The 21,670-nt window shown below is 53.3% G+C and carries 14 protein-coding genes and 1 tRNA gene; 8 read left to right on the top strand and 7 right to left on the bottom strand.

Going from position 1 to position 21,670, the window contains the following annotated elements; genetic code table 11:
* Positions 1–83: 83 nt before the first annotated feature.
* The 3 genes from FA91_RS15825 to pepA are packed head-to-tail and all read right to left on the bottom strand — an operon-like array spanning position 84 to position 4,922.
* A complete protein-coding gene (locus FA91_RS15825) occupies positions 84–2,939 on the bottom strand; it encodes a valine--tRNA ligase (protein ID WP_034917167.1) in 2,856 nt (951 codons plus the stop codon).
* A 5-nt stretch (positions 2,940–2,944) separates the two neighbouring features.
* Positions 2,945–3,406 (bottom strand): DNA polymerase III subunit chi, encoded by a 462-nt coding sequence (locus tag FA91_RS15820; protein WP_034917165.1) that lies wholly within the window; start codon positions 3,404–3,406, stop codon positions 2,945–2,947.
* Between the two features lie 4 nt (positions 3,407–3,410).
* Positions 3,411–4,922, bottom strand: a complete 1,512-nt coding sequence (gene pepA, locus FA91_RS15815) for a leucyl aminopeptidase (protein ID WP_034917162.1) — start codon at positions 4,920–4,922, stop codon at positions 3,411–3,413.
* A gap of 259 nt (positions 4,923–5,181) precedes the next feature.
* Here pepA and lptF point away from each other — a divergent pair, with 259 nt between their 5' ends.
* The 4 genes from lptF to FA91_RS15795 all read left to right on the top strand — a co-directional run bounded on the left by lptF (position 5,182) and on the right by FA91_RS15795 (position 9,198).
* Positions 5,182–6,282, top strand: a complete 1,101-nt coding sequence (lptF, locus tag FA91_RS15810) for an LPS export ABC transporter permease LptF (protein WP_034919440.1) — start codon at positions 5,182–5,184, stop codon at positions 6,280–6,282.
* Complete coding sequence (gene lptG, locus FA91_RS15805; protein ID WP_034917160.1) at positions 6,282–7,358, top strand: LPS export ABC transporter permease LptG; 1,077 nt, start codon at positions 6,282–6,284, stop codon at positions 7,356–7,358. Before lptF ends, lptG begins: the two co-directional genes overlap by 1 nt.
* Positions 7,359–7,812: 454 nt before the next feature.
* Positions 7,813–8,214 carry a YsnF/AvaK domain-containing protein gene (locus FA91_RS15800; protein ID WP_051937244.1) on the top strand — a complete coding sequence of 134 codons (402 nt, stop codon included), beginning with the start codon at positions 7,813–7,815 and terminating at the stop codon, positions 8,212–8,214.
* 30 nt (positions 8,215–8,244) lie between these two features.
* Entirely contained in the window at positions 8,245–9,198 is a 954-nt protein-coding gene (locus FA91_RS15795) for a YsnF/AvaK domain-containing protein (protein ID WP_051937242.1), read from the top strand.
* Positions 9,199–9,211: 13 nt separating this feature from the next.
* On the opposite strand, the gene FA91_RS15790 is transcribed toward FA91_RS15795, so the two are convergent.
* From FA91_RS15790 to FA91_RS15780, 3 genes are all read right to left on the bottom strand, one after another.
* Positions 9,212–10,492, bottom strand: coding sequence for a DUF445 family protein (locus FA91_RS15790; RefSeq protein WP_034917158.1), 1,281 nt, complete (start codon positions 10,490–10,492; stop codon positions 9,212–9,214).
* Positions 10,493–10,523: 31 nt separating this feature from the next.
* A complete protein-coding gene (locus FA91_RS15785; protein WP_034919432.1) occupies positions 10,524–12,026 on the bottom strand; it encodes a helicase HerA-like C-terminal domain-containing protein in 1,503 nt (500 codons plus the stop codon).
* Between the two features lie 174 nt (positions 12,027–12,200).
* Positions 12,201–12,698 carry a DUF2501 domain-containing protein gene (locus FA91_RS15780; protein ID WP_034917156.1) on the bottom strand — a complete coding sequence of 166 codons (498 nt, stop codon included), beginning with the start codon at positions 12,696–12,698 and terminating at the stop codon, positions 12,201–12,203.
* 311 nt (positions 12,699–13,009) lie between these two features.
* Here FA91_RS15780 and FA91_RS15775 point away from each other — a divergent pair.
* The 4 genes from FA91_RS15775 to FA91_RS15760 all read left to right on the top strand — a co-directional run bounded on the left by FA91_RS15775 (position 13,010) and on the right by FA91_RS15760 (position 18,380).
* Positions 13,010–13,094: transfer RNA gene (locus FA91_RS15775), tRNA-Leu, on the top strand.
* A 198-nt stretch (positions 13,095–13,292) separates the two neighbouring features.
* A complete protein-coding gene (locus tag FA91_RS15770; protein ID WP_034917154.1) occupies positions 13,293–14,552 on the top strand; it encodes an integrase arm-type DNA-binding domain-containing protein in 1,260 nt (419 codons plus the stop codon).
* A 231-nt stretch (positions 14,553–14,783) separates the two neighbouring features.
* Positions 14,784–15,755 carry an ATP-binding protein gene (locus tag FA91_RS15765; protein ID WP_034917152.1) on the top strand — a complete coding sequence of 324 codons (972 nt, stop codon included), beginning with the start codon at positions 14,784–14,786 and terminating at the stop codon, positions 15,753–15,755.
* 21 nt (positions 15,756–15,776) lie between these two features.
* Positions 15,777–18,380, top strand: coding sequence for a S8 family peptidase (locus FA91_RS15760; protein WP_034917151.1), 2,604 nt, complete (start codon positions 15,777–15,779; stop codon positions 18,378–18,380).
* A 103-nt stretch (positions 18,381–18,483) separates the two neighbouring features.
* Here the strand turns inward: FA91_RS15760 and FA91_RS15755 are convergent, their stop codons facing one another.
* Positions 18,484–21,639: a type I restriction endonuclease subunit R gene (locus tag FA91_RS15755; RefSeq protein ID WP_034917148.1), complete on the bottom strand. Its 3,156-nt coding sequence runs from the start codon at positions 21,637–21,639 to the stop codon at positions 18,484–18,486.
* Positions 21,640–21,670 lie beyond the last annotated feature (31 nt).

The following is a 21,670-nucleotide window of genomic DNA, read 5'->3' as shown; positions in this document are numbered from 1 at the left end:
GTTCTGGATCAGGGCGGAAAAAGGCCGGGCAAGCCCGGCCACGTCGTTAAACCAGCAGGGGCCGACCGGCGGCCCGTCCCGGGTTACAGCGCGGCGATGACCGCCTGCTGTTCAATCAGCTTGATTTTGGCCTGTTCGAATTCTGCCATACGCTCACGCTCTTTCGCTACCACCGCTTCCGGTGCGCGCGAAACAAAGCCTTCGTTCGACAGCTTGCCTTCGATCTTGCCAATCTCCACGTCCAGCTTCGCCACTTCTTTCGTCAGGCGATCCAGTTCGGCTGATTTATCCACCAGATCCGCCATCGGGATCAGCAGCTCGGCACCGTCCACGATCTTGGTCACCGAAACCGGCCCTTTGTCACCTGCGGGCAGCATGTTGATGCTCGCAAGGCGCGCCAGGCTCTTCAGGAAGCTGTGGTTATCGCTGACGCGACGTGCGGCTTCCTCACTGGCGCCGCGCAGCAGCACGTCCAGCGGACGAGAAGGAGCGATGTTCATTTCGGCGCGAATATTACGCACCGCCACAATCGCCTGCTTCAGCCATTCGGTATCGCTCAGCGCGGCTTCGTCTACCTTGCTGGCGTCAAAAGCTGGCATCGGCTGCAACATAATGGTGTCGTCGCTGATATTTTTCAGCACTTTCACCCGCTGCCAGATGGTTTCGGTAATGAAAGGAATAATCGGATGCGCCAGGCGCAGCAGCGCTTCCAGCACGTCGACCAGCGTGTGCCGCGTGCCGCGCAGTTCGGCTTGCGAGCCGCCGTTCATAACGGGTTTGGTCAGCTCCAGATACCAGTCGCAGAACTGGTTCCACGTGAACTCATACAGAATATTGGCAGCAATATCGAAACGATAATTGTCCAGCGCGTCGCGATAGGCCTTCACCGTGTTGTTGAACTCAGCCAGAATCCAGCGATCCGCCAGCGACAGCACGCGCTCGCCGCCGTTCTGTCCGCAGTCCTGACCTTCCGTGTTCATCAGGACAAAACGGCTGGCGTTCCACAGCTTGTTACAGAAGTTGCGGTAGCCTTCAAGGCGCTTCATATCCCAGTTGATGTCGCGACCGGTTGAGGCCAGCGCCGCCAGGGTGAAGCGCAGCGCGTCGGTGCCGTGTGGCTCGATGCCGTTCGGGAACTGCTTCTCAGTGCGCTTACGAATTTTTTCCGCCAGCTGCGGCTGCATCATATTGCCGGTACGCTTGGATAGCAGGTTTTCCAGCGAAATGCCGTCGACCATATCCAGTGGATCGATCACGTTGCCTTTTGACTTGGACATCTTCTGCCCTTCGTCATCGCGGATCAGGCCGGTCATGTAGACGGTTTTAAACGGCACCTGCGGCTTGCCATTTTCATCTTTAATGAAGTGCATGGTCAGCATGATCATGCGGGCGATCCAGAAGAAGATGATGTCGAAACCGCTGACCAGCACGCTGGTGGGGTGGAAGGTGCGCAGCGCTTCGGTATTTTCCGGCCAGCCCAGCGTCGAGAACGTCCACAGGCCGGAGGAGAACCAGGTGTCCAGCACGTCTTCGTCCTGGTTCAGCGCCACGTCGGCGGCCAGGTTGTTTTCAGCACGCACTTCTTCTTCGGTGCGGCCGACATAGACGTTGCCCTCTGCATCGTACCAGGCCGGAATGCGGTGGCCCCACCAGAGCTGGCGGGAGATACACCAGTCCTGAATGTCGCGCATCCACGAGAAATACATATTCTCGTACTGCTTCGGCACAAACTGAATCTCGCCGTTTTCGACCGCTTCCACCGCGACTTTTGCCAGCGGCGCGGTACGCACGTACCACTGATCGGTCAGCATCGGCTCGATAACCACGCCGCCGCGATCGCCATAAGGCACGGTCAGATCGTGCGGTTTGATCTCTTCCAACAGGCCGAGCGCGTCAACCGCCGCCACGATGGCTTTGCGCGCCGCAAAGCGTTCCAGTTTTTGAAATTCGCCGGGCACGGCAGCGTCATACACGTCGGACTCTTCGCCGTTGGTGTCAAAGACCTGTGCCAACTCGCGGATGTCGCCATCGAAAGTCAGGATGTTGATCATCGGCAGTTTATGACGGCGGCCCACTTCATAGTCGTTGAAATCGTGCGCCGGCGTGATTTTCACGCAGCCGGTGCCTTTTTCCATGTCGGCGTGTTCGTCGCCGACAATCGGGATACGGCGGTTCATCAGCGGCAGCGTCACAAATTTGCCGATCAGATCCTTATAACGCGGATCTTCAGGGTTTACCGCCACGCCGGTATCGCCCAGCAGCGTCTCCGGGCGGGTGGTGGCAACCACCAGATAGTCTTTACCGTCGGCGGTTTTCGCGCCGTCGGCCAGCGGATAGCGGATATGCCACATAGAGCCTTTTGACTCGCGGTTTTCCACTTCCAGATCGGAGATCGCCGTACGCAGTTTCGGATCCCAGTTTACCAGGCGCTTGCCGCGATAAATCAGGTTCTCTTTATAGAGGCGAACGAAGACCTCTTTCACCGCGTTGGACAGCCCTTCGTCCATGGTGAAGCGCTCGCGCTCCCAGTCCACGGAGTTGCCCAGGCGGCGCATCTGGCGGGTAATGGTGCCGCCGGATTCCGCTTTCCACTGCCAGATTTTATCGATAAAGGCGTCGCGGCCGTAGTCCTGGCGCGTTTTGCCCTCTTCGGCGGCGATTTTACGTTCCACCACCATTTGCGTCGCGATACCGGCGTGATCGGTACCAGCCTGCCACAGGGTGTTTTTGCCCTGCATGCGCTGGTAGCGGATCAGCGTATCCATAATGGTTTGCTGGAAAGCGTGACCCATATGCAAGCTGCCGGTGACGTTTGGCGGCGGGATCATTATGCAGAAGCTTTCCTGGCTGGTGTCGCCATTAGGTTTGAAGTAGCCCTGTTTTTCCCAGTGCTCGTAAAGCGGCTGCTCAATCTCTTGCGGGTTATATGTCTTTTCCATTTCTGCTATATCGTTGGCGGCACCACGGGCGGCGTTGCCGTATTCAAGTGGAATCCGACGCTGCGATACGCTTTGTAGCGTTCGCGCGCCAGCTCTTTCAAAGAATCTTCAGTCGGAACGAAGTCTATCACTTCATGGAAAGCAGTAGCAAAATCTACAAACTGCGGCAGCAGGCTGATCAGCAGATCGCGCGGGGCGTTGCCGCGTCGCTGCGGCCAGGCCAGCTCAACCGGCGCGCCGTAGTGCGGCCCTTCGCCCGCCAGGTTGTGCGGAACGAAGGCGCTGGCCGGACGCTGCCACAGCGCCTCATCCAGCCGGATGGCCTGCGCTTCGTCCTCACAGGCTACCAGCACGCGCGCGCCGCCGCGCCAGCGGGCTTCTGCCAGATCGCAGACCAGCGCCTCAAGGGCGCTGAGTCCGTCAACCGGCGTTGCGTTTTCCAGCAGATAGAACGTCACATTTTTCATGGCGTCAATCGTCGCCGTTCAGTCCGGCGCGATTCAACAGGAACTGCGACAGCAGGGCGACCGGGCGACCGGTGGCGCCTTTGGCCTTGCCGGAGCGCCATGCGGTGCCGGCGATATCCAGATGCGCCCAGTTATAGCGGCGGGTGAAGCGCGCCAGGAAGCAGGCGGCGGTGATCGCACCGCCGGGACGACCGCCGATGTTTGCCATATCGGCAAAGTTGGATTCAAGCTGTTCCTGATACTCATCGGACATCGGCAGACGCCACGCGCGATCGCCCGCCTGTTCGGACGCGCCGATCAGTTCGTGCGCCAGCGGATTGTGGTTCGACAGCAGCCCGCTGATATGGTGGCCAAGCGCGATCACGCAGGCGCCGGTCAGCGTGGCAACGTCGATCACCACTTCAGGATCGAAACGCTCGACGTAGGTCAGCGCGTCGCACAGCACCAGCCGACCTTCCGCATCGGTATTCAGCACTTCTACGGTCTGGCCGGACATGGTGGTTAACACGTCGCCCGGACGATAAGCGCGCCCGTCAGGCATGTTTTCACAGCCCGCCAGCACGCCCACCACGTTGAGCGGCAGGTTGAGTTCGGCCACCATGCGCATCACGCCGTAAACCGCCGCCGCGCCGCACATGTCATATTTCATCTCGTCCATCGCCTCGCCGGGCTTGAGCGAGATGCCGCCGGAGTCAAAGGTCACGCCTTTGCCTACCAGCACGATAGGTTTGCTGTCTTTGTCCGGGCTGCCTTTGTAGTCGATAACCGACATCAGCGACTCATTTTGCGAACCCTGGCCAACGGCCAGGTAGGCGTTCATGCCCAGCTCTTTCATCTGCTGCTCGCCAATGACGCGGGTGGTGATATTGTTGCTCCACGCGTCCGCCAGCTGGCGCGCCTGCGAGGCGAGATAGGCGGCGTTACAGATGTTTGGCGGCATGTTGCCCAAATCTTTCGCCGCTTTTACGCCGGCGGCGACCGCCAGACCGTGCTGAATTGCTCGCTCGCCGCTGGTCAGTTCGCGGCGGGTCGGCACGTTAAAGACCATTTTACGCAGCGGACGACGCGGCTCGACCTTATTGCTTTTAAGCTGGTCGAAGGAGTAAAGCGTCTCTTTAGAGGTTTCCACCGCCTGGCGCACTTTCCAGTAGGTGTTGCGGCTTTTAACGTGTAGTTCGGTGAGGAAGCAAACCGCTTCCATTGAGCCGGTATCATTCAGGGTGTTGATGGTTTTCTGAATAACCTGCTTGTACTGACGTTCATCCAGCTCGCGTTCTTTGCCGCAGCCGATCAGTAAAATGCGCTCGGAAAGGATATTGGGCACATGATGAAGCAGCAAGGTCTGACCGACTTTGCCTTCCAGTTCACCGCGGCGCAGCAGGGCGCTGATATAGCCATCGCTGATCTTATCAAGCTGTTCAGCAATCGGTGAAAGCCTGCGCGGCTCGAATACGCCAACCACGATGCAGGCGCTACGCTGCTTTTCCGGGCTACCGCTTTTTACACTGAACTCCATGTACTCTCCTGAATCTTAAAGACAACGGCGCTGGCTACGGCTAGAATAGTGGACTTTCGTACCCGCAGTACCGCACCGTTAGGGTAACGGGCGACAGATTTTGTTTCGGTGATAATAATTTTTTTTTGCATCACCAGAACGCGATTGTTGTCATACTATTTTAGCTATGACCACAGCCATTGATGAGAAAAAATGGCGTATAAGCGATGAAACTATCGATTTTCCTGCAAAAAGACAAGTTTTCACAGGCGTACTCAGCGTGATTATCATTAGATATCTGGTTAAAGAAACACTCAAAAGCCAGCTGGCCATCCTGTTTATCCTGCTATTGATCTTCTTTTGTCAGAAGCTGGTCAGGATCTTAGGGGCAGCGGCGGACGGCGAAGTCCCAACAAACTTAGTTCTGACGTTACTCGGCCTCGGTATTTCCGAAATGGCGCAGCTTATCCTGCCGCTAAGCCTGTTTTTATCCATTTTGATGACGCTTGGGCGGCTCTATGCCGAAAGCGAGATCACCGTGATGCACGCCTGCGGGTTAAGCAAAGCGGTATTAGTGAAGGCGGCGATGGTGCTGATGCTGTTTACCGCCGTGGTGGCGGCAGCGAACGTGGCGTGGCTTGGGCCGTGGTCGGCGCGTTATCAGAATGAGGTCACCAAAAACGCCAAGGCCAACCCTGGCGCGGCCGCGCTGGCTGCCGGTCAGTTCCAGCAGGCGGCGGACGGCCAGTCGGTGCTGTTTATTGAAAACGTTAAGGGCAACAATTTCGGTAACGTCTTCCTTGCGCAGCTTCGGCCAAAAGGCAACGCGCGGCCATCGGTGGTGGTCGCTGATAAAGGCCACATGGAGCAGCGCCCGGACGGTTCGCAGGTCGTTACGCTGGACAGCGGCACGCGTTTTGAAGGCACGGCAATGCTGCGGGACTTCCGCATTACCGATTTTAAAAATTACCAGGCCATCGTCGGTCATCAGGAAGTGCTGCTTGACCCAAACGACGCCGAACAGATGGACTTCAACACGCTGCTGCACTCGCCGAAGCCGGAGTTTGCCAGTGAGCTGCACTGGCGGTTGACGCTGGTGTTCTCGGTGCTGGTGATGGCGTTGATGGTGGTGCCGCTCAGCGTGGTTAACCCGCGTCAGGGGCGCGTGCTGTCGATGCTGCCCGCCATGCTGCTCTATCTTATTTTCTTCCTGCTGCAAAGCTCGCTGCGCTCCAGCGGCGCGAAAGGGCGCCTCGATCCGGCTGTCTGGATGTGGGTGGTGAACCTGTCGTATCTGGCGCTGGCGGTGCTGCTTAACCTGTGGGACACGGTGCCCATGCGCCGCGTGCGTGCGCGCTTCAGTAAGGGAGGCTCGGTCTGATGTTTGGCGTACTCGACAGATATATCGGCAAAACGATTCTTAACACCATTATCGCCACGCTTTTCATGCTGGTGTCGCTTTCGGGCATCATCAAGTTTGTTGATCAGCTGCGTAAAACCGGCCAGGGCGAATATACCGCTCTCGGCGCGGGGCTGTATACGCTGCTCAGCGTGCCAAAAGATATTGAAATTTTCTTCCCGATGGCGGCGCTGTTAGGCGCGCTGCTCGGGCTGGGTACGCTGGCGCAGCGCAGTGAGCTGGTGGTCATGCAGGCATCAGGTTTTACCCGCATGCAGATTGCCGCGTCGGTAATGAAAACCGCCATTCCGCTGGTGCTGCTGACCATGGCGATCGGCGAATTTGTTGCGCCGCAGGGCGAGCAGATGGCGCGCAACTATCGCGCTCAGCAGCTGATTGGCGGTTCGTTGCTCTCCACCCAGAGCGGTCTGTGGGCGAAGGATGGCGACAACTTTATTTTTATCGAACGCCTGAAGGACAACAGCGAGCTTGGCGGCGTCAGCATCTACAGTTTCGACAACGCGCGGCGGCTGCAATCGGTTCGTTACGCGGCATCAGCAAAATATAACGTGGAGGCAAAAGCCTGGGATCTGTCGCAGGTGGATGAGTCGCGGCTGACCGATCCCAAACAGGTAACCGGCAGCCAGACGCTGAGCGGACAGTGGAAAACCTCGCTGACGCCGGACAAGCTCGGCGTGGTGGCGCTTGATCCCGACGCATTGTCGATTCGCGGGCTTTATAACTATTCAAAATACCTGAAGCAGAGCGGGCAGGTTGCCGGGCGCTATCAGCTCAATATGTGGAGTAAGATTTTCCAGCCGCTGTCGGTGGCGGTCATGATGCTGATGGCGCTGTCGTTTATTTTTGGTCCGCTGCGCAGCGTGTCGATGGGGATGCGCGTGATCACCGGTATCAGCTTCGGCTTCCTGTTCTACGTACTCGATCAGATATTCGGCCCGCTGAGTCTGGTTTATAACATTCCGCCGGTGCTGGGCGCGCTGTTGCCGAGCGCCGCTTTCTTTGCGATCAGCGTCTATATGCTGCTTAAACGTCGCTAAAACACGCCCGCCCGCCAGCAGGTGGGCGGGCATTCGTTACCTTTCTGCCGACTGCCGACGGGCGCTTTCAAAACCTCCCTGCGCCCAATGCCGCCATTTTGCGGTAAATAACTCCAGCGTTGATTGGCCCGATTTATTTTGCGGAACTTACGGTTATTGCAGCATATTTTTAAAATAAGTCATCATTATTTATTTTAAGCATATTCTTACCCGCATAAAATATTACATTCATTACCGCATTTTCCATGCTGTTAATTACCTGAAAAGAAGGAAGAACACCCGCTTTATGTAAGCTATTTACGTGGCAAAAAAGATGTTGTTACATTTTGAAGGTAAGCGTAAACGGCAAAATCGAAAACTTCTCCTATAGTTAAAAGGGTGAGGCAAACAGGTAAGTGAATGATTTATTCAGCTCGGTGGCTCATTTTTATCACATCTTTATTAAGGTATTACGATGCGAAATAAAAACGCGCCTCCGGTTGATAGCATAAAAACGGAACAGAGCATGCCGCTGGCGGAGGAACAGGTTGAGATCTCGACCGAACGCCAGGTTGACGGCAAAGTCACGCTGACGCGCTCTACCCGCTATGCTGAAGAACTGGTGCAAACTGAGCTTAATCGTGATGAAGTACAGATTAAGCACATAGCCATAAACGAACCTGTAGCCGATGATTATTCAGCTGTTCCCCGTCAGGAAGGTGATGTTCTTATTATTCCTGTGATTGAAGAACAGGTGGAAATTATCCGCCGACGAGTAATAAAGGAAGAAATTCATATTATTAAGCGTCGTACCACAGAAACATTTAAGCAGAACGTCACTCTGCGTCATCAGGAAGTTAAAATCGAAAAAACCTGACATAAACATAACCACGAGGATCTATTTATTATGGCACATGAAAAAATTGTCACCGCATTCAACCAGATTCAACAGGCCGAAGCGGCTAAAGAAAAATTGATCGTCGAAGGTATTGCAGAAAAAAACATTGATATCATCTCTGGTGAAAGGCTGCGGGTTGAAGATAAAGAACTTCGTCATCCCAGCTTCTGGCAGCGTCTGTTTGGTGACGATCTGGATGATGATTATGCAAGCGAGTACAGCAAAGCTATCCGTTCCGGCGGCGTCCTGTTAACGGTCAGAGCACCGAAAGATCAGGCCGACCATATTGAACAGGAACTGAGCCAGTTCGCAGCGGATTACTCTTCACTGTCATCCCGTGACACCGGTGCCTTCGCCAGTCGCGAATTTGCAGGTGAAACTAACGATCGCAGTATTAATGCGCCGGGCGTAGCGCCTGATTCGCTGACATCGGTTTCGCAAAGCGCGATCACGCCGCCGGATGCCACGACAGGCAGTATCAGTACAACCGCCACCGGTGGCAAATTTGCGGCAGATCGCGACCTTGAGCGTGACAGCCTGACCACCGACCGCGATGCGCTGAAGCTGGCAGAAGAGCAGGTTGATATCAGCAAACGTCAGGTTAACGATGGTTCAGTGCGTCTGCGTCGTTACACGGTGGAAGATGAAGTGACTGAAGATGTGTCGTTGTTCGATCAACATGCCGAAGTGTTCCGCAATGCTGTTGATGAACCCGCCTATCTGAACGATGTTGACTGGTCGGATAAAACTATCGAAGTCGAAGAGTCGCATGAAGTGCCGGTTATTTCAAAAACTGCGCGCATCAAAGAAGAAGTGGGCCTGCGCGGCGAAGAAACCAGCCGCGTTGAGACAGTGAAAGACAGCGTGCGTCGTCAGGAAGTGGATATCGACCACACCAAAGACTCCACGCGTCTTGAAAGCGATACGCGTCTTGAAAAAGACAAGTTCAACAAAAAGTTCTGACGGCTCTCCCGCGCTAATGCAACAGCGTGGGAAGCAGTGAAAGCCCCCAAAGAAGCAATCCAATGGCACCGCCAACCACGGTGCCATTAATGCGTATCCGCTGTAAATCCTTCCCGATATTCAACTCTACCTGATGTGACATATCCTTCTCGTCCCAGCTTTTTACCGTATCGCTGATATGGCGGCTGAGGAAGGCAGAAAACTCCGGCGCAACCCCCGTTGCAGCATCTTCCAGATGCTGATTGAATGAGGCACGCAAATTCGCATCCTGCATCAGCGTTTCGCCCAGCCACTGCCCCGCAGCGCTGACCTTCGCATGCAGCACCGAGTCAGGCTTGTCGAGATCCTCTTTCAGCCAGGCGCGGAGATCGCCCCAAATCTGGCTGATATAGGTGTTCAACGCCTCATCCTGCTTCAGCCAGGTTTTGATGTTTTCCGCTTTAACCTGCATTTCCGGGTCGCTCTTCAGGCGCTCAATCAGCCGCTGCACGGCGCGATTAAAACCCTGACGCAGTTCGTGCGCGTTATCCTGCTCAATATCATTCAGGATTGAACGCACCGCGTTGGCGGTGACCTCGGCGCTTTTCTCGCCCACCCATTCCGTTGGCAGCATTTTTTCTTTAATGGGATGCTCACGCTTCAACCAGCGCATCACCTGTTGCGCAATAAAATCATGGGTGCCGGGCTTGTTAATGAGCTGCAAAAGCTGGGCGACCGCGTCGTCCAGCAGCGCCTGATGGCGATTGTTTTTCGTCAGACTCTCCAGCACCATCGCCGTTGACTGCGTCAGATCCACCTTATCAATGGCCTTATGGATGGCGCGACGCATAAAGCTCTGGATACGGCTGTCGTCAGCCATATCAAGAAAGCCGCGCACCACCCGCAGCAGATAGCCGCCGAGCCGCGCTGCGTTTTCAGGCATGCTGAGCCAGTTGGCAATAATCTGCGCCGGATCGTGACGGCGGATCAGCGCCAGCAACGAGTCAGTGTTGAGAAATTTGTCCTGCACAAACAGCGCAAGGTTATCGGCAATGCGATCCTTATTGCGCGGAATAATGGCGGTATGACGGCCCACCAGTGGGATTGGCACCCGTCGGAACAGCGCGCTCACCGCGAACCAGTCCGCCAGCGCGCCGACCATTGCTGCTTCCGAGACCGCCTTCAGCGCGCCAACCCAGGCATTTGCCGGATACCACAGCGGATAAAGCACGGTAACGATAAAAAGTGCCGCCGCGCCGCACAGCAGCAGCAGCGGCAGACGTTTGGCGCGGGTGAGCTCATTTTCTTTATTCATGCGGGAGGAAATATCCTTCTGTGACTGATTATCAACGCTTGCGGCCGCCCATGATGCTGCCCAACACGCCGCGAACAATCTGGCTGGCAATCTGCCTGCCGGCGCTTTTCATCATACTTTGCAACATGCCGTCGTGCTGGCCGCCGCGCGGACCGGTGCTGCCGATCAGTATTTTTTTAAGGCCGTCTGTCAGCACGCTGCTGCCCGCTTTTTCCGCCTCGCCAACCGGTGGCGCGCTGGCGTTGTTGGCTGCCGCCTGCGTCCCTTTCGCCAGCATCTCATAGGCTGACTCGCGATCAACCGCTTCTTCATATTTGCCGGAGAACGGTGAGTGGTTGATCAGCGCGTTGCGCTCATCGTCGGTAATTGTGCCCATGCGGGAGAAGGGGGCGATCACCGACGCGCGCTGCACCACCGACGGGCTGCCTTTTTCATCAAGGAAGGAGATCAACGCCTCGCCGGTGCCCAGTTCCTGAATCGCGGTTTCGGTATCAAACTCAGGATTAGCACGCAGGGTTTGTGCCGCCACCTTTACCGCCTTCTGATCCTTCGGCGTAAAGGCGCGCAGCGCGTGCTGCACGCGGTTGCCCAACTGGCCGAGCACCGCATCAGGCACGTCCGCCGGGTTTTGTGTCACAAAATAGACGCCAACCGCTTTGGAGCGGATCAGGCGTACCACCTGCTGAATTTTATCCAGCAGCACCGGCGGCGCGTCGTTGAACAACAGATGCGCCTCATCAAAGAAAAACACCAGCTTCGGCTGCGCCAGATCGCCCGCTTCCGGCAACTGCTCGTACAGTTCGGAGAGCATCCACAGCAGGCTGGTCGCGTAGAGCGACGGCATCTGAGAGAGTTTCTCCGCCGAGAGAATGTTAATGATGCCTTTACCGCTGGCGTCGGTACGCATCCAGTCTTTGATATCCAGCATCGGTTCGCCGAAGAAATACTCCGCACCCTGTTGCTCCAGCGTCAGCAGCCCGCGCTGAATGGCGCCGACCGACGCGGTACCAACATTGCCATACTGATTCTGAAACGTTTTCGCGTTTTCGCCGATATACTGCGTCATTGCGCGCAGATCTTTGAAATCGAGCAGCAGCAGTCCGCGATCGTCAGCCACGCGGAAGATGATTTGTAATACGCCGCTCTGTACCTCATTGAGGTTCAGCAGACGCGCTAAAAGCAGCGGGCCGAGATCGGAAACCGTGGCGCGCACCGGATGGCCTTTTTCACCAAAAATATCCCACAGCACCACCGGGTTGCCGTGCGGCGACCAGTCAGTTACGCCGATATTCGCCAGCCGGGCCAGCAGCTTTTCAGACGCCGCGCCTTCCCGGGCGATACCGGCAAGGTCGCCTTTGACATCGGCCATAAACACCGGCACGCCGATATCAGAAAAAGATTCCGCCAGTTTTTGCAGCGTGACGGTTTTACCGGTGCCAGTTGCGCCGGTGATCAGCCCGTGGCGATTCGCCATTTCCGGCAGCAGGTGTAGTTCATCGTGAGCGGTTTTAGCAATCAGAAGTGGTCTGGTCATCAGTCTCATCCCTAAACGTAAATAAAATGGCGTCGGAAACTCCCTGCGGCTGACGGGCGCGCTTTCCTTTTCGCCTGATTGAGTATGGTATAACGGATGCGGTAAGAAGCACGCATTTAAGAGAAGGATTTCGGGCCGCGCGATGCAGCCCGCAGAATGGATAAGCGGCGCGGCTCAGGAGATAAACTGTTTACCCTGTTTCAGCACCAAATCGCAGGCTTTGGTTTTAACCTTCTGCGCCACCGGCGTGTTGCCCAGGCTGCTCAGATTTACCTGCTGATCGCTGCCGGTATTCAGCAGGCCCATCAGTCCCTGTTTGTAGTCGGTGGTTTGCTGCGCTTTTTGCGTATCCGCCAGGCCCAGTTTGCTCATCAACTGATCCTTCACCGACGTGACGTTATTGTTCACGATATTGTTCTGCGCGCAGTACTGCAAAATGCCGGCGGCATTGGTCATGCTGTTGGCGCTCAGCGATTTGTTGCCGCCGTTCAGCAGGCCGGTCAGCGCCGCCATTGACGAGTTGCCGCCGTTGGCATTGGTGCCTGAATTAGAATTTTGATTCAGCGCGGTGGCGGCGCTGTTAAGCTGATCCTGCCAGCTTGCCGCCTGCGCCGTGCCCGCCAGCAGAGTGGAAACCGCCAGTACGAAACCCATCTTTGTTGCTGCTTTCATAGTATGCCCTTCAGGAGTGTTATCTGATGCGGTGACTTTCCCGACGCCGCGCTCTTCCTTCGGACTCTGCCATACACGATCGGTTCCCGGTAACACGCGGCGCGGCGTAGGGTTTGGGATTTGTCTTAAGTATAAACCCTTGAATGGGATTGGGTAGAGAAGGTGTTTGGGCATTGAATGACGACTTAACGCCTGTCGGTCGCCTGCGTAACGGTGATTTTTCCAGCGTTCAGGCGCAGGAAGAGAGGATAGATGTTGCGCATGGGAAGGGTAACGGTATAATTCACCTCGTTTTCCGCATACCCTTCAGTGCCGAAGTGGCGAAATCGGTAGACGCAGTTGATTCAAAATCAACCGTAGAAATACGTGCCGGTTCGAGTCCGGCCTTCGGCACCATCGGAACATCAATAGACGTCAACGGACGTCTTTTTTTGTGCCTGAAATCCAGTATCCGCAAGGCTTTCCTCGCTTTTTCACTCAACCTAAGTCAACCTGATTCAATCTACATCAACTTACTGATGCGGGTACAACTGCGGGTATATCCCGGTTCGATAATGTTTGTACCCACACAGAACCCTTGAAAGGATACTCATCATGGCTCTGAGTGATGTGAAGGTTCGTTCGGCTAAGCCGGAAGCAAAAGCCTATAAACTTACTGACGGTGAAGGCATGGTTTTGTTGGTTCACCCTAATGGTTCTAAATACTGGCGGCTTCGTTATCGCTTCGGTGGTAAAGAGAAGATGCTGGCGCTGGGGAAATATCCTGATGTGTCGTTAGCGGATGCCAGGACACGGCGTGATGAAGCTCGTAAGCTCTTAGCTAACGGCGTTGATCCCAGTAAAAATAAGAAAGTTATTAAGGTAGAGCAGGAACAAGAGGCGATAACGTTTGAAGTGGTCGCCAGAGACTGGCATGCCAGTAATCGGAAGTGGTCTGCATCGCATAGCGCTCGTGTATTGAAAAGTCTCGAAGATAATCTCTTTGCTATTGTCGGTAAGCGAAATATTGCTGAATTGAAGACGCGGGATCTGCTTGTCCCTATCAAAGCTGTGGAGTCATCCGGGCGTCTTGAAGTCGCCGCCCGTTTACAGCAGCGCACTACCGCAATTATGCGTTTTGCTGTGCAGAGCGGTTTAATTGATTACAACCCTGCGCAAGAGATTGCTGGTGCGGTTGCTACGGCGAAAAGACAGCATCGTGCTGCGCTAGAACTCAATCGCATTCCTGAATTACTTCATCGCATTGATCACTACTCTGGCAGGCCGTTAACCCGGCTTGCTGTGGAACTCACTTTGTTAGTTTTCATCCGTTCAAGCGAGCTACGTTTTGCTCGGTGGTCAGAAGTCGATTTTGAAACTGCTATGTGGACGATTCCGGGGGAGCGAGAACCGTTGGAAGGCGTTAAGCATTCTCAGCGTGGTTCGAAGATGCGGACGCCCCATCTTGTTCCCTTATCGCGTCAGGCCTTAGCTATTCTGGAAAAGATCAAAAGCATGAACGGGAACCGAGAGCTGATTTTCGTGGGCGATCACGATCCGCGTAAGCCGATGAGTGAAAACACGGTAAACAAGGCTCTACGCGTTATGGGATATGACACGAAGGTTGAAGTCTGTGGCCACGGTTTCAGAACCATGGCTTGTAGTTCATTGATAGAGTCGGGATTGTGGTCGAGGGATGCGGTGGAGCGACAGATGAGCCATCAGGAGCGCAACTCTGTGCGTGCGGCTTATATCCATAAGGCCGAGCACTTAGGTGAACGCAGGCTAATGCTGCAGTGGTGGGCAGATTATCTCGATGCTAATCGGGATAATGGGGTGAGTCCGTTTGATTTTAGGAAGCTGAACGATGATTGATGAATCTCATATGCTACGAGTGCTGTTACGACGAAAATGATAGCCAGTCTATTCAAATTGGATGGACCCTCAACAATTTTAGAGGGTTCCAGTCCTCACGGCGAGACCTGTTAAAAGGCCTCTAGACGGACACCGTCGACGTGACTTTGGGATATCACCTCGATCCAGATATGTGTTTGCCCTATGCCACTGGCTTGATAGACTACACTCTGTAGTAACATGAGGTAAGAAATGGCCAGAGCCGACTTAGTGCTAAGTTTAGTTGAGACTGGAATGAAGGGTGACCTTCCGCGTTTCAAAATAACTGCAGAAGCGATCGCTGCGGAAGCAACAGCACGCCATCAATATCAGCTTGCCGATAAGCTGAAAAATATACTTACCAGTACAGGCTCTGGTGAGGTACGTCGTTATACCTACGATAATGATCTACAGAATGCTTTTTATGAAATTCAGCCGCGTAAAATTCTAGATGATTTGATCATTCCTGATGCAGTGACAACGCAGTTTATGGAGTTGATAGAAGAGCATGCGCGTCGTGATCTACTGCGCTCATATAATCTGGAGCCACGTCATAAACTGTTGTTGTCTGGACCACCAGGGAACGGCAAAACCTCAATTGCCGAAGCACTTGCCAATCATCTCTCTCTGCCTTTCTTTACGGTTAAATATGAAGGAATAATTAATCGATATCTTGGAGAGACGGCGCAGCAAATAGACAAGTTATTTGAATTTGTTAAAACTCAACGTTGTGTTCTTTTCTTTGATGAATTTGACGCCATAGGAAAAGAGCGCGAAGATGCCAATGACAACGGTGAAATGAAGCGTGTAGTGAATTCTCTGCTTAAACAGATTGATTTGTTACCCAGCCATGTTGTGTTTGTAGGGGCCACGAACCATGAATCAATGCTCGATAAGGCTATCTGGCGCAGATTTCAGTTACAGATAACTCTGCCTTCTCCAACACAGCACATGGCGGCTAAATGGTTTGAAGAGTTTGAGGAGCGTGTGGGTCATTCTCTTGGTCTTGCACCTTCTACACTCGCCAGAAAGCTATCTGGTCTTAGTTTCGCTGAGCTAGAAGAATTTGCTCTCGATGTGCAACGTAAATACGTACTTGGCCTCCCTGCAAGCGAAACAAAACTGAAAGATATTTCAGCTCAATGCCTTAAGCACTGGTCGCAGCGATACCGGCAAGAAGACTAATTCACAAATAAGGAAAGTGAAATGGCGCAGAACCCTCTCTTGATATTTACCCCGCCAAAACCAGTTATAGAGAGGGATGGCCTGACGCCTAATCGTTCATCGATTCAGTTCCCGAACATAGATATCCAAGCTGCGCGGGTATTTCCAAAGCTCGAAAGACTTGAACATAACTTCGCAGAATACATCGAACTTGCTGAAACAGCTGACGGTTTCCTTCCTGAAAAAGTACTCGTGCTTGAAGTTGTCGGTGAGATAGAAGGCCTCGCCACCGCACTTATCCGAGTTAAAGGTTTTGAATATCTTTCCTCTGCATTACTCGAAAAATCTTTTGATAGCGAAGACTATTACGCGTTAAGCAATGGAACCCGTAGGCCTGCTTCCAGAAATGCTTATTTGACTATGAGCAGTCAAGCCGGACTCAGCCGTCTCCTTGCACTGTGGCGTGAATATCAGAAAAACAAGAAAGTAGACAGGGGATTTGGTGCACTGAAGGCTGTATTCGATCGGCTTACTGATATTCGTTTCTGGGATACTCGAGATAGACTGGCCGCTACTTTCGTTTTGGAGGACTGGCAGGGGCGTGTTGAGGATGCAGCAGTGGGGTATGATGAGCCCGTACCTTTCGAAATTGAACTTTGGTATCGGTCATCTCCTGAGGCTCAGTTTAAAGCGGAGTCTCGCATAAGAGGGTTGATATCACGCGCAGGTGGTAGCATTACAGGGGGATGCAATTATAAAGGTATAAGCTATCATGCGCTTATCGGTACTCTTCCTGTCAGTAAGGTCCAAGAGGTTCTGGCGCAGGGGGGAGAAATTCTTGAGCTGATGCGTTGTGATGATGTGATGTTTTTTAGGCCGCTGGGCCAGTGTGCTTTTCCCGTCATAGAAGAAAACTATGAAGCTGGTGTTGAGGCACTGACACTGGATGGTCAGAACCTTCCAGATTCCTATGCTAGTCCGATTGTCGCTTTACTCGATGGCCTGCCACTTGAGAATCACTCGGCTCTAAGAGGAAGGCTTGAAATTGATGATCCGGATGACTTCGAGTCCCTTTACATCTCGCCTTCCCATCAGAATCATGGTACGTCAATGGCATCTCTGATTGTGCATGGTGATCTTTCGAATCAGATCGAACCACCCCTTTCCAGGCGTGTGTACGTAAGACCAATCATGATTCCCGGTAACATCAGCTTCGACGGTAGTGTCAGAGAGCAGATTCCCACCCAGTATCTTCCTGCTGATCTAATCCATCGTGCCGTTGTCAGAATGAAAAAAGGTGAAAACGGCCTGCCACCCACAGCTCCTGACGTCTCCATTATTAATCTATCTGTCGGCGATCCTTGCCGTATGTACGATGCCCAGATGAGTCCATGGGCGCGAATGCTGGATTGGTTATCTGTTGAGTATCAAGTGTTGTTTGTTGTTAGCGCAGGAAACTCGGGCATGCCTTTAATTCTGGATAATGTAGCTGGTGATGATTTTTCAAGTCTTACCCCTAAAGAATTGGAAGAACATGCTCTGAAAGCTATTGCGGCACAGCGTCCGCTGCGCCGTCTCCTCTCACCTGCTGAATCAATAAATGCTCTGACCGTAGGTGCAGCCCATCATGATGGTTTTACCGGCAATATTCCACCAAGGCATGTTGATGTGTTCTCAACTCAGGGAATGTTTTCACCGATTAATACCGTTGCGTTAGGAAGGCGAAAGTCGGTCAAACCAGAGATCCATATGCCTGGAGGGCGTCAAACCTACGTGAATAAGACGAACACATCGCACGATCCGGTTAGGCTTGATGTATCAAAAACAGTACGTTTTGGGCCGGGGCTGAAATCGGCCATGCCTGGTGCGGAGGGGGTACTTAATCAGTATAGCTTCACTGCTGGTACAAGTAATGCAGCGGCACTCGCAACCAGGAGACTCGCGATGCTGCATGACACGCTCTGTGAAATGAAGGCATTTGGCTATCAGGAGGCGCTTTCAAAAGCGTCAGATGCCCTCATCCTAAAGGCAATGATGATCCACGGTGCTGAACATAATACCCTTTCAAGCAGACTAATTAGTCGCCATCTAGATGTTAACGGCAGCCGAACGTTCAAATCCGATCTTAATCAGTATCTAGGGTTTGGTCGGGTAAATGAAAGCCGAATTCACTTTTGTGCAGACAATCAGGCAACACTGATTTATTCAAATGTCATTGAAGCTGAGACTGCCCAAGACTATTTTTTCCCGCTTCCACCAAGTCTTGCCGCGAAGACCGTTAATCGCCGTCTGGTAGTTACAGTAGCTTGGTTCTCGCCAGTCAATCATGGGCACAAGGATTACCGTGGTGCTCAACTCTGGGCAAGCCCGGCTTATGGTGATATCAATCTTGAAGAATTTGATTATTACCCTTCACATCTGAAAAATGGCACGGTGTTTCATGACGTCCGTAAGGGAAATCGTGCTTCAGCCTTTACCAAAGGAGATAGGCTGGCCATCAGAGTTAATTGTTACGGACGAGCTGGCATTAAAAAGCTCAAGGTTCCCTATGTGGTCATTGCCACACTAGATACACCTAGTATGGCGTTGCCAGTTTATGAGGAAGTACGAGAGGCGCTACGTATTATGGCGAAACAGAATGCCTGATGCTCTTTAATGATATGTATTAGCACTCCTTCGCAAGTTCGAGAAGGAGTGCTAATTATCTTGCCAATATTTTACCAATAAGAAATATTATTTTGGCATTCGGTTAAGTTGTGCTTCTGGCCCTACCAGACTCCCCCATAGACCAGCTAGACGACAGAGCCTCGGCCTGCTGTAAAACTGTTTGCACCGCGATGTCCTGGAGATCCGGTGGATAACCGTATTTGCGCAGAATACGCTTCACCAGCACCCGCATCCGAGCTCGTGCAGATTCGCGATGTGCCCAGTCAACGGAAACATTTTCACGCAGGCTCATTAACAATTCATGAGCAATAAGTTTCAGCTTATCGTCACCCATAACTTGAATGGCATCCTCGTTTTCGGACAACGCGTCATAGAAGGCGATCTCATCCTCAGATAAACCTTGTTCTTCACCACGTTGACGTGACGCACGGATGTCTTTGGCCAGTCGGATTAGCTCCTGCAGCACTTCTGCAGTGGTGATAGCATTGGCGTGGTAACGTGCTACAGCATCTTCAAGTCTCTCCGAGAAGACCTTTGTTTGCACCACATTGGCCTTGCTACGCGAACGAATGCCGTCGTTGAGCAGCTTACGTAGGGCTTCTAATGCGAGGTTTTTTTTCTCCATTTGTAGCACTTCGGCGAGGAACTCGTCGGAGAGAATGGAGATATCCGGACTTTTAATACCCGCAGCAGCTAGGATGTCCACGATCTCTGTCGAGACTACAGCTCGGCTGACGATCTGCTGGATCGCCAATTCACGCTCTTGCTGTGTCACACCGGAACCGGTGCTACTCTTGGTTAGCGCAGCACGTATTGCCTGGAAGAAGCCTACTTCTTCCCGGATCTTGCGGGCCTCGTCGGATGCTGATGCCAGAGCGAACGCTTTTGACAGGGCTAGCACGGCGTCCTGGTATCGACGGTGCGCGTTCTTCTTACCCTCTTTGCTATTCTCTTTCGCTGCCAACTTTTGTTGCAGGTCCAGAATCCATTCTATGGCTCCTGCCATCATTGCAAGGCGTTCTTGCGGAGTGCCTGCCATTGCAGAGACGTAGTCGTAACCATAGTACATGTCCCGTACGACCTCGTACTTCTCCATCATCACTGCGATGGCCTGCGCTTCGTCAATACCGGTGTTTTCCTGATCGTTTTGGGAATATTGTTGCAGGGCTGACTTCAAGTTTTGCGCGATGCCGATGTAATCGACGATCAGTCCTGCAGGCTTGTCGCGGAATACACGGTTCACGCGCGCAATTGCCTGCATCAATCCGTGGCCTTGCATTTGCTTATCCACGTACATCGTATGCATGCTCGGTGTGTCAAAGCCAGTTAGCCACATATCCCGTACGATCACTAGCTTGAGTTGGTCTTTTGGATCTCGGGCACGCTTGGCTAACAGATCTCGTCGGGCTTTATTGCCTATGTGCTGTTGCCATTCCTGCGGATCGCTCGCCGCGCCCGTCATAACAATCTTGACCGCGCCCGCGTTGTCATCGGTGCTGTGCCAATTTGGACGCAGTTTGACGATCTCGTCGTAGAGCTTGACACAGATACGACGGCTCATGCACACCACCATAGCCTTGCCGTCGAGTGCAGCCAAACGATCTTCGAAGTGAGCGATCATGTCTTTAGCTACCAAAGCAAGGCGTTTTTCGCTGCCAACCAAGGCTTCGACCGTTGACCACTTTTTCTTTAAGCGCTCCTGGTCTGCCTCGGATTCGTCCTCGGTCAACTCGTTGACCTCGGCGTCGATTTTCGGCTTCTCATCCTCATTAAGTTCGATGCGGGCCAACCGTGACTCATAGTAAATCGGGACGGTCGCGCCATCCTCAACCGCACGGCTAATGTCGTAGATATCGATGTAGTTGCCGAATACCATCGGTGTATTGACATCGTCTTCTTCGATGGGTGTTCCAGTAAAACCAATGAATGATGCGTTTGGCAGGGCATCGCGCATGTACTTGGCAAAGCCATAAGATATTTCACCGGTCTTCGCGTCCACCTTGGCCTTGAATCCATATTGACTACGGTGTGCTTCATCCGCAATGACGACCACGTTTCGGCGTGTAGTGAACGGTTCTGAAATCTCGCCGAACTTTTGTAAGGTTGTGAAGATCACGCCACCCGATGCCCGACTCAAGACCTTCTGCAGGTCTTCGCGGCTCTCGGCTTGCACCGGCGTCTGCCGGATAAGATCGCGGCACATAGAGAAAGTCGAGAAGAGCTGGTCATCGAGATCGTTGCGGTCGGTCAAAACCACCAGTGTGGGGTTAGCCATTGCCGGGTGTCTGACGAGCTGCCCGGCATAAAACGCCATTAGCAGGCTTTTGCCGGAGCCTTGGGTATGCCAGATTACGCCAGCTCGCTGATTACCATCTGGCGAGGACGCATTCACCGTGCTGTTGACCGCGTGTTGTACTGCGTGGAACTGGTGATATCCTGCGATGATCTTGGCAAGTCCTGAGCCCGTCTCGCCAAAGACAGTGAAATCGCGCAGCAAGGCCAACAGTCGTCGATATTCGAACACCCCCTCGATCAATGTCGATAGCTCCGGCGAGCCCTTCGGCGCAATATCCTTGCCGTCGGTGGTACGCCAAGGCATGAAGCGTTCAAGGTCCGCCGATAGAGATCCTACTCGGGCCGTAATTCCGTCCGACGTTACCAGTAGTGCATTGGTGTGGAATAGAGTTGGGATTTTCTGCTTGTAGGTCTGCAGTTGGTTGAACGCACCCAATAGATGCGCTCCGGCGCAACCCGGTGCTTTCAATTCGATCACACCCAGCGGTAAGCCGTTCACGAATACCACAACATCGGGTCGCCGCTTGTTCTGACCGTTGATCACCACGAACTGGCTCACTGCCAACCAATCGTTTCGTTCCGGGTATTCGAAGTCGATAAGTGTGACCTTTCCTACCATCAGTGTGCCATCGTATGCGTAGTACTCAACGTCCACACCTTCCGTCATCAACTTGTGGATTCGGCGGTTCTCCTCAAGCAGAGAGGGTAGTTCGGACTGCATCACACGGCGCACTGCATCTTGGCATGCATCCGATGGTAGGTTAGGGTTCAGGCGTGTTACGGCATCCTCAAACCGTTTCTTGAGGACTACCTCATCGTGACTCTCGCGTTCCGGCCGGCGTCCATCAGGGCCGATATCATCCTCTCGTTCGATACTGTAATTGAGCGTGCGCATCTGATCCAGTAGCGCTTGCTCCACGGCGGCCTCAGATAGAAACGCCATTGTTATTCTCCTGCCATTTTGGGCTTATTCA

It is taken from the genome of Erwinia sp. 9145 (assembly GCF_000745075.1).
GTDB lineage: Bacteria > Pseudomonadota > Gammaproteobacteria > Enterobacterales > Enterobacteriaceae > Erwinia > Erwinia oleae.
The sequence above is the reverse complement of the archived record's forward strand: the minus strand, read 5'-3'. Positions and strand labels throughout refer to the sequence as shown.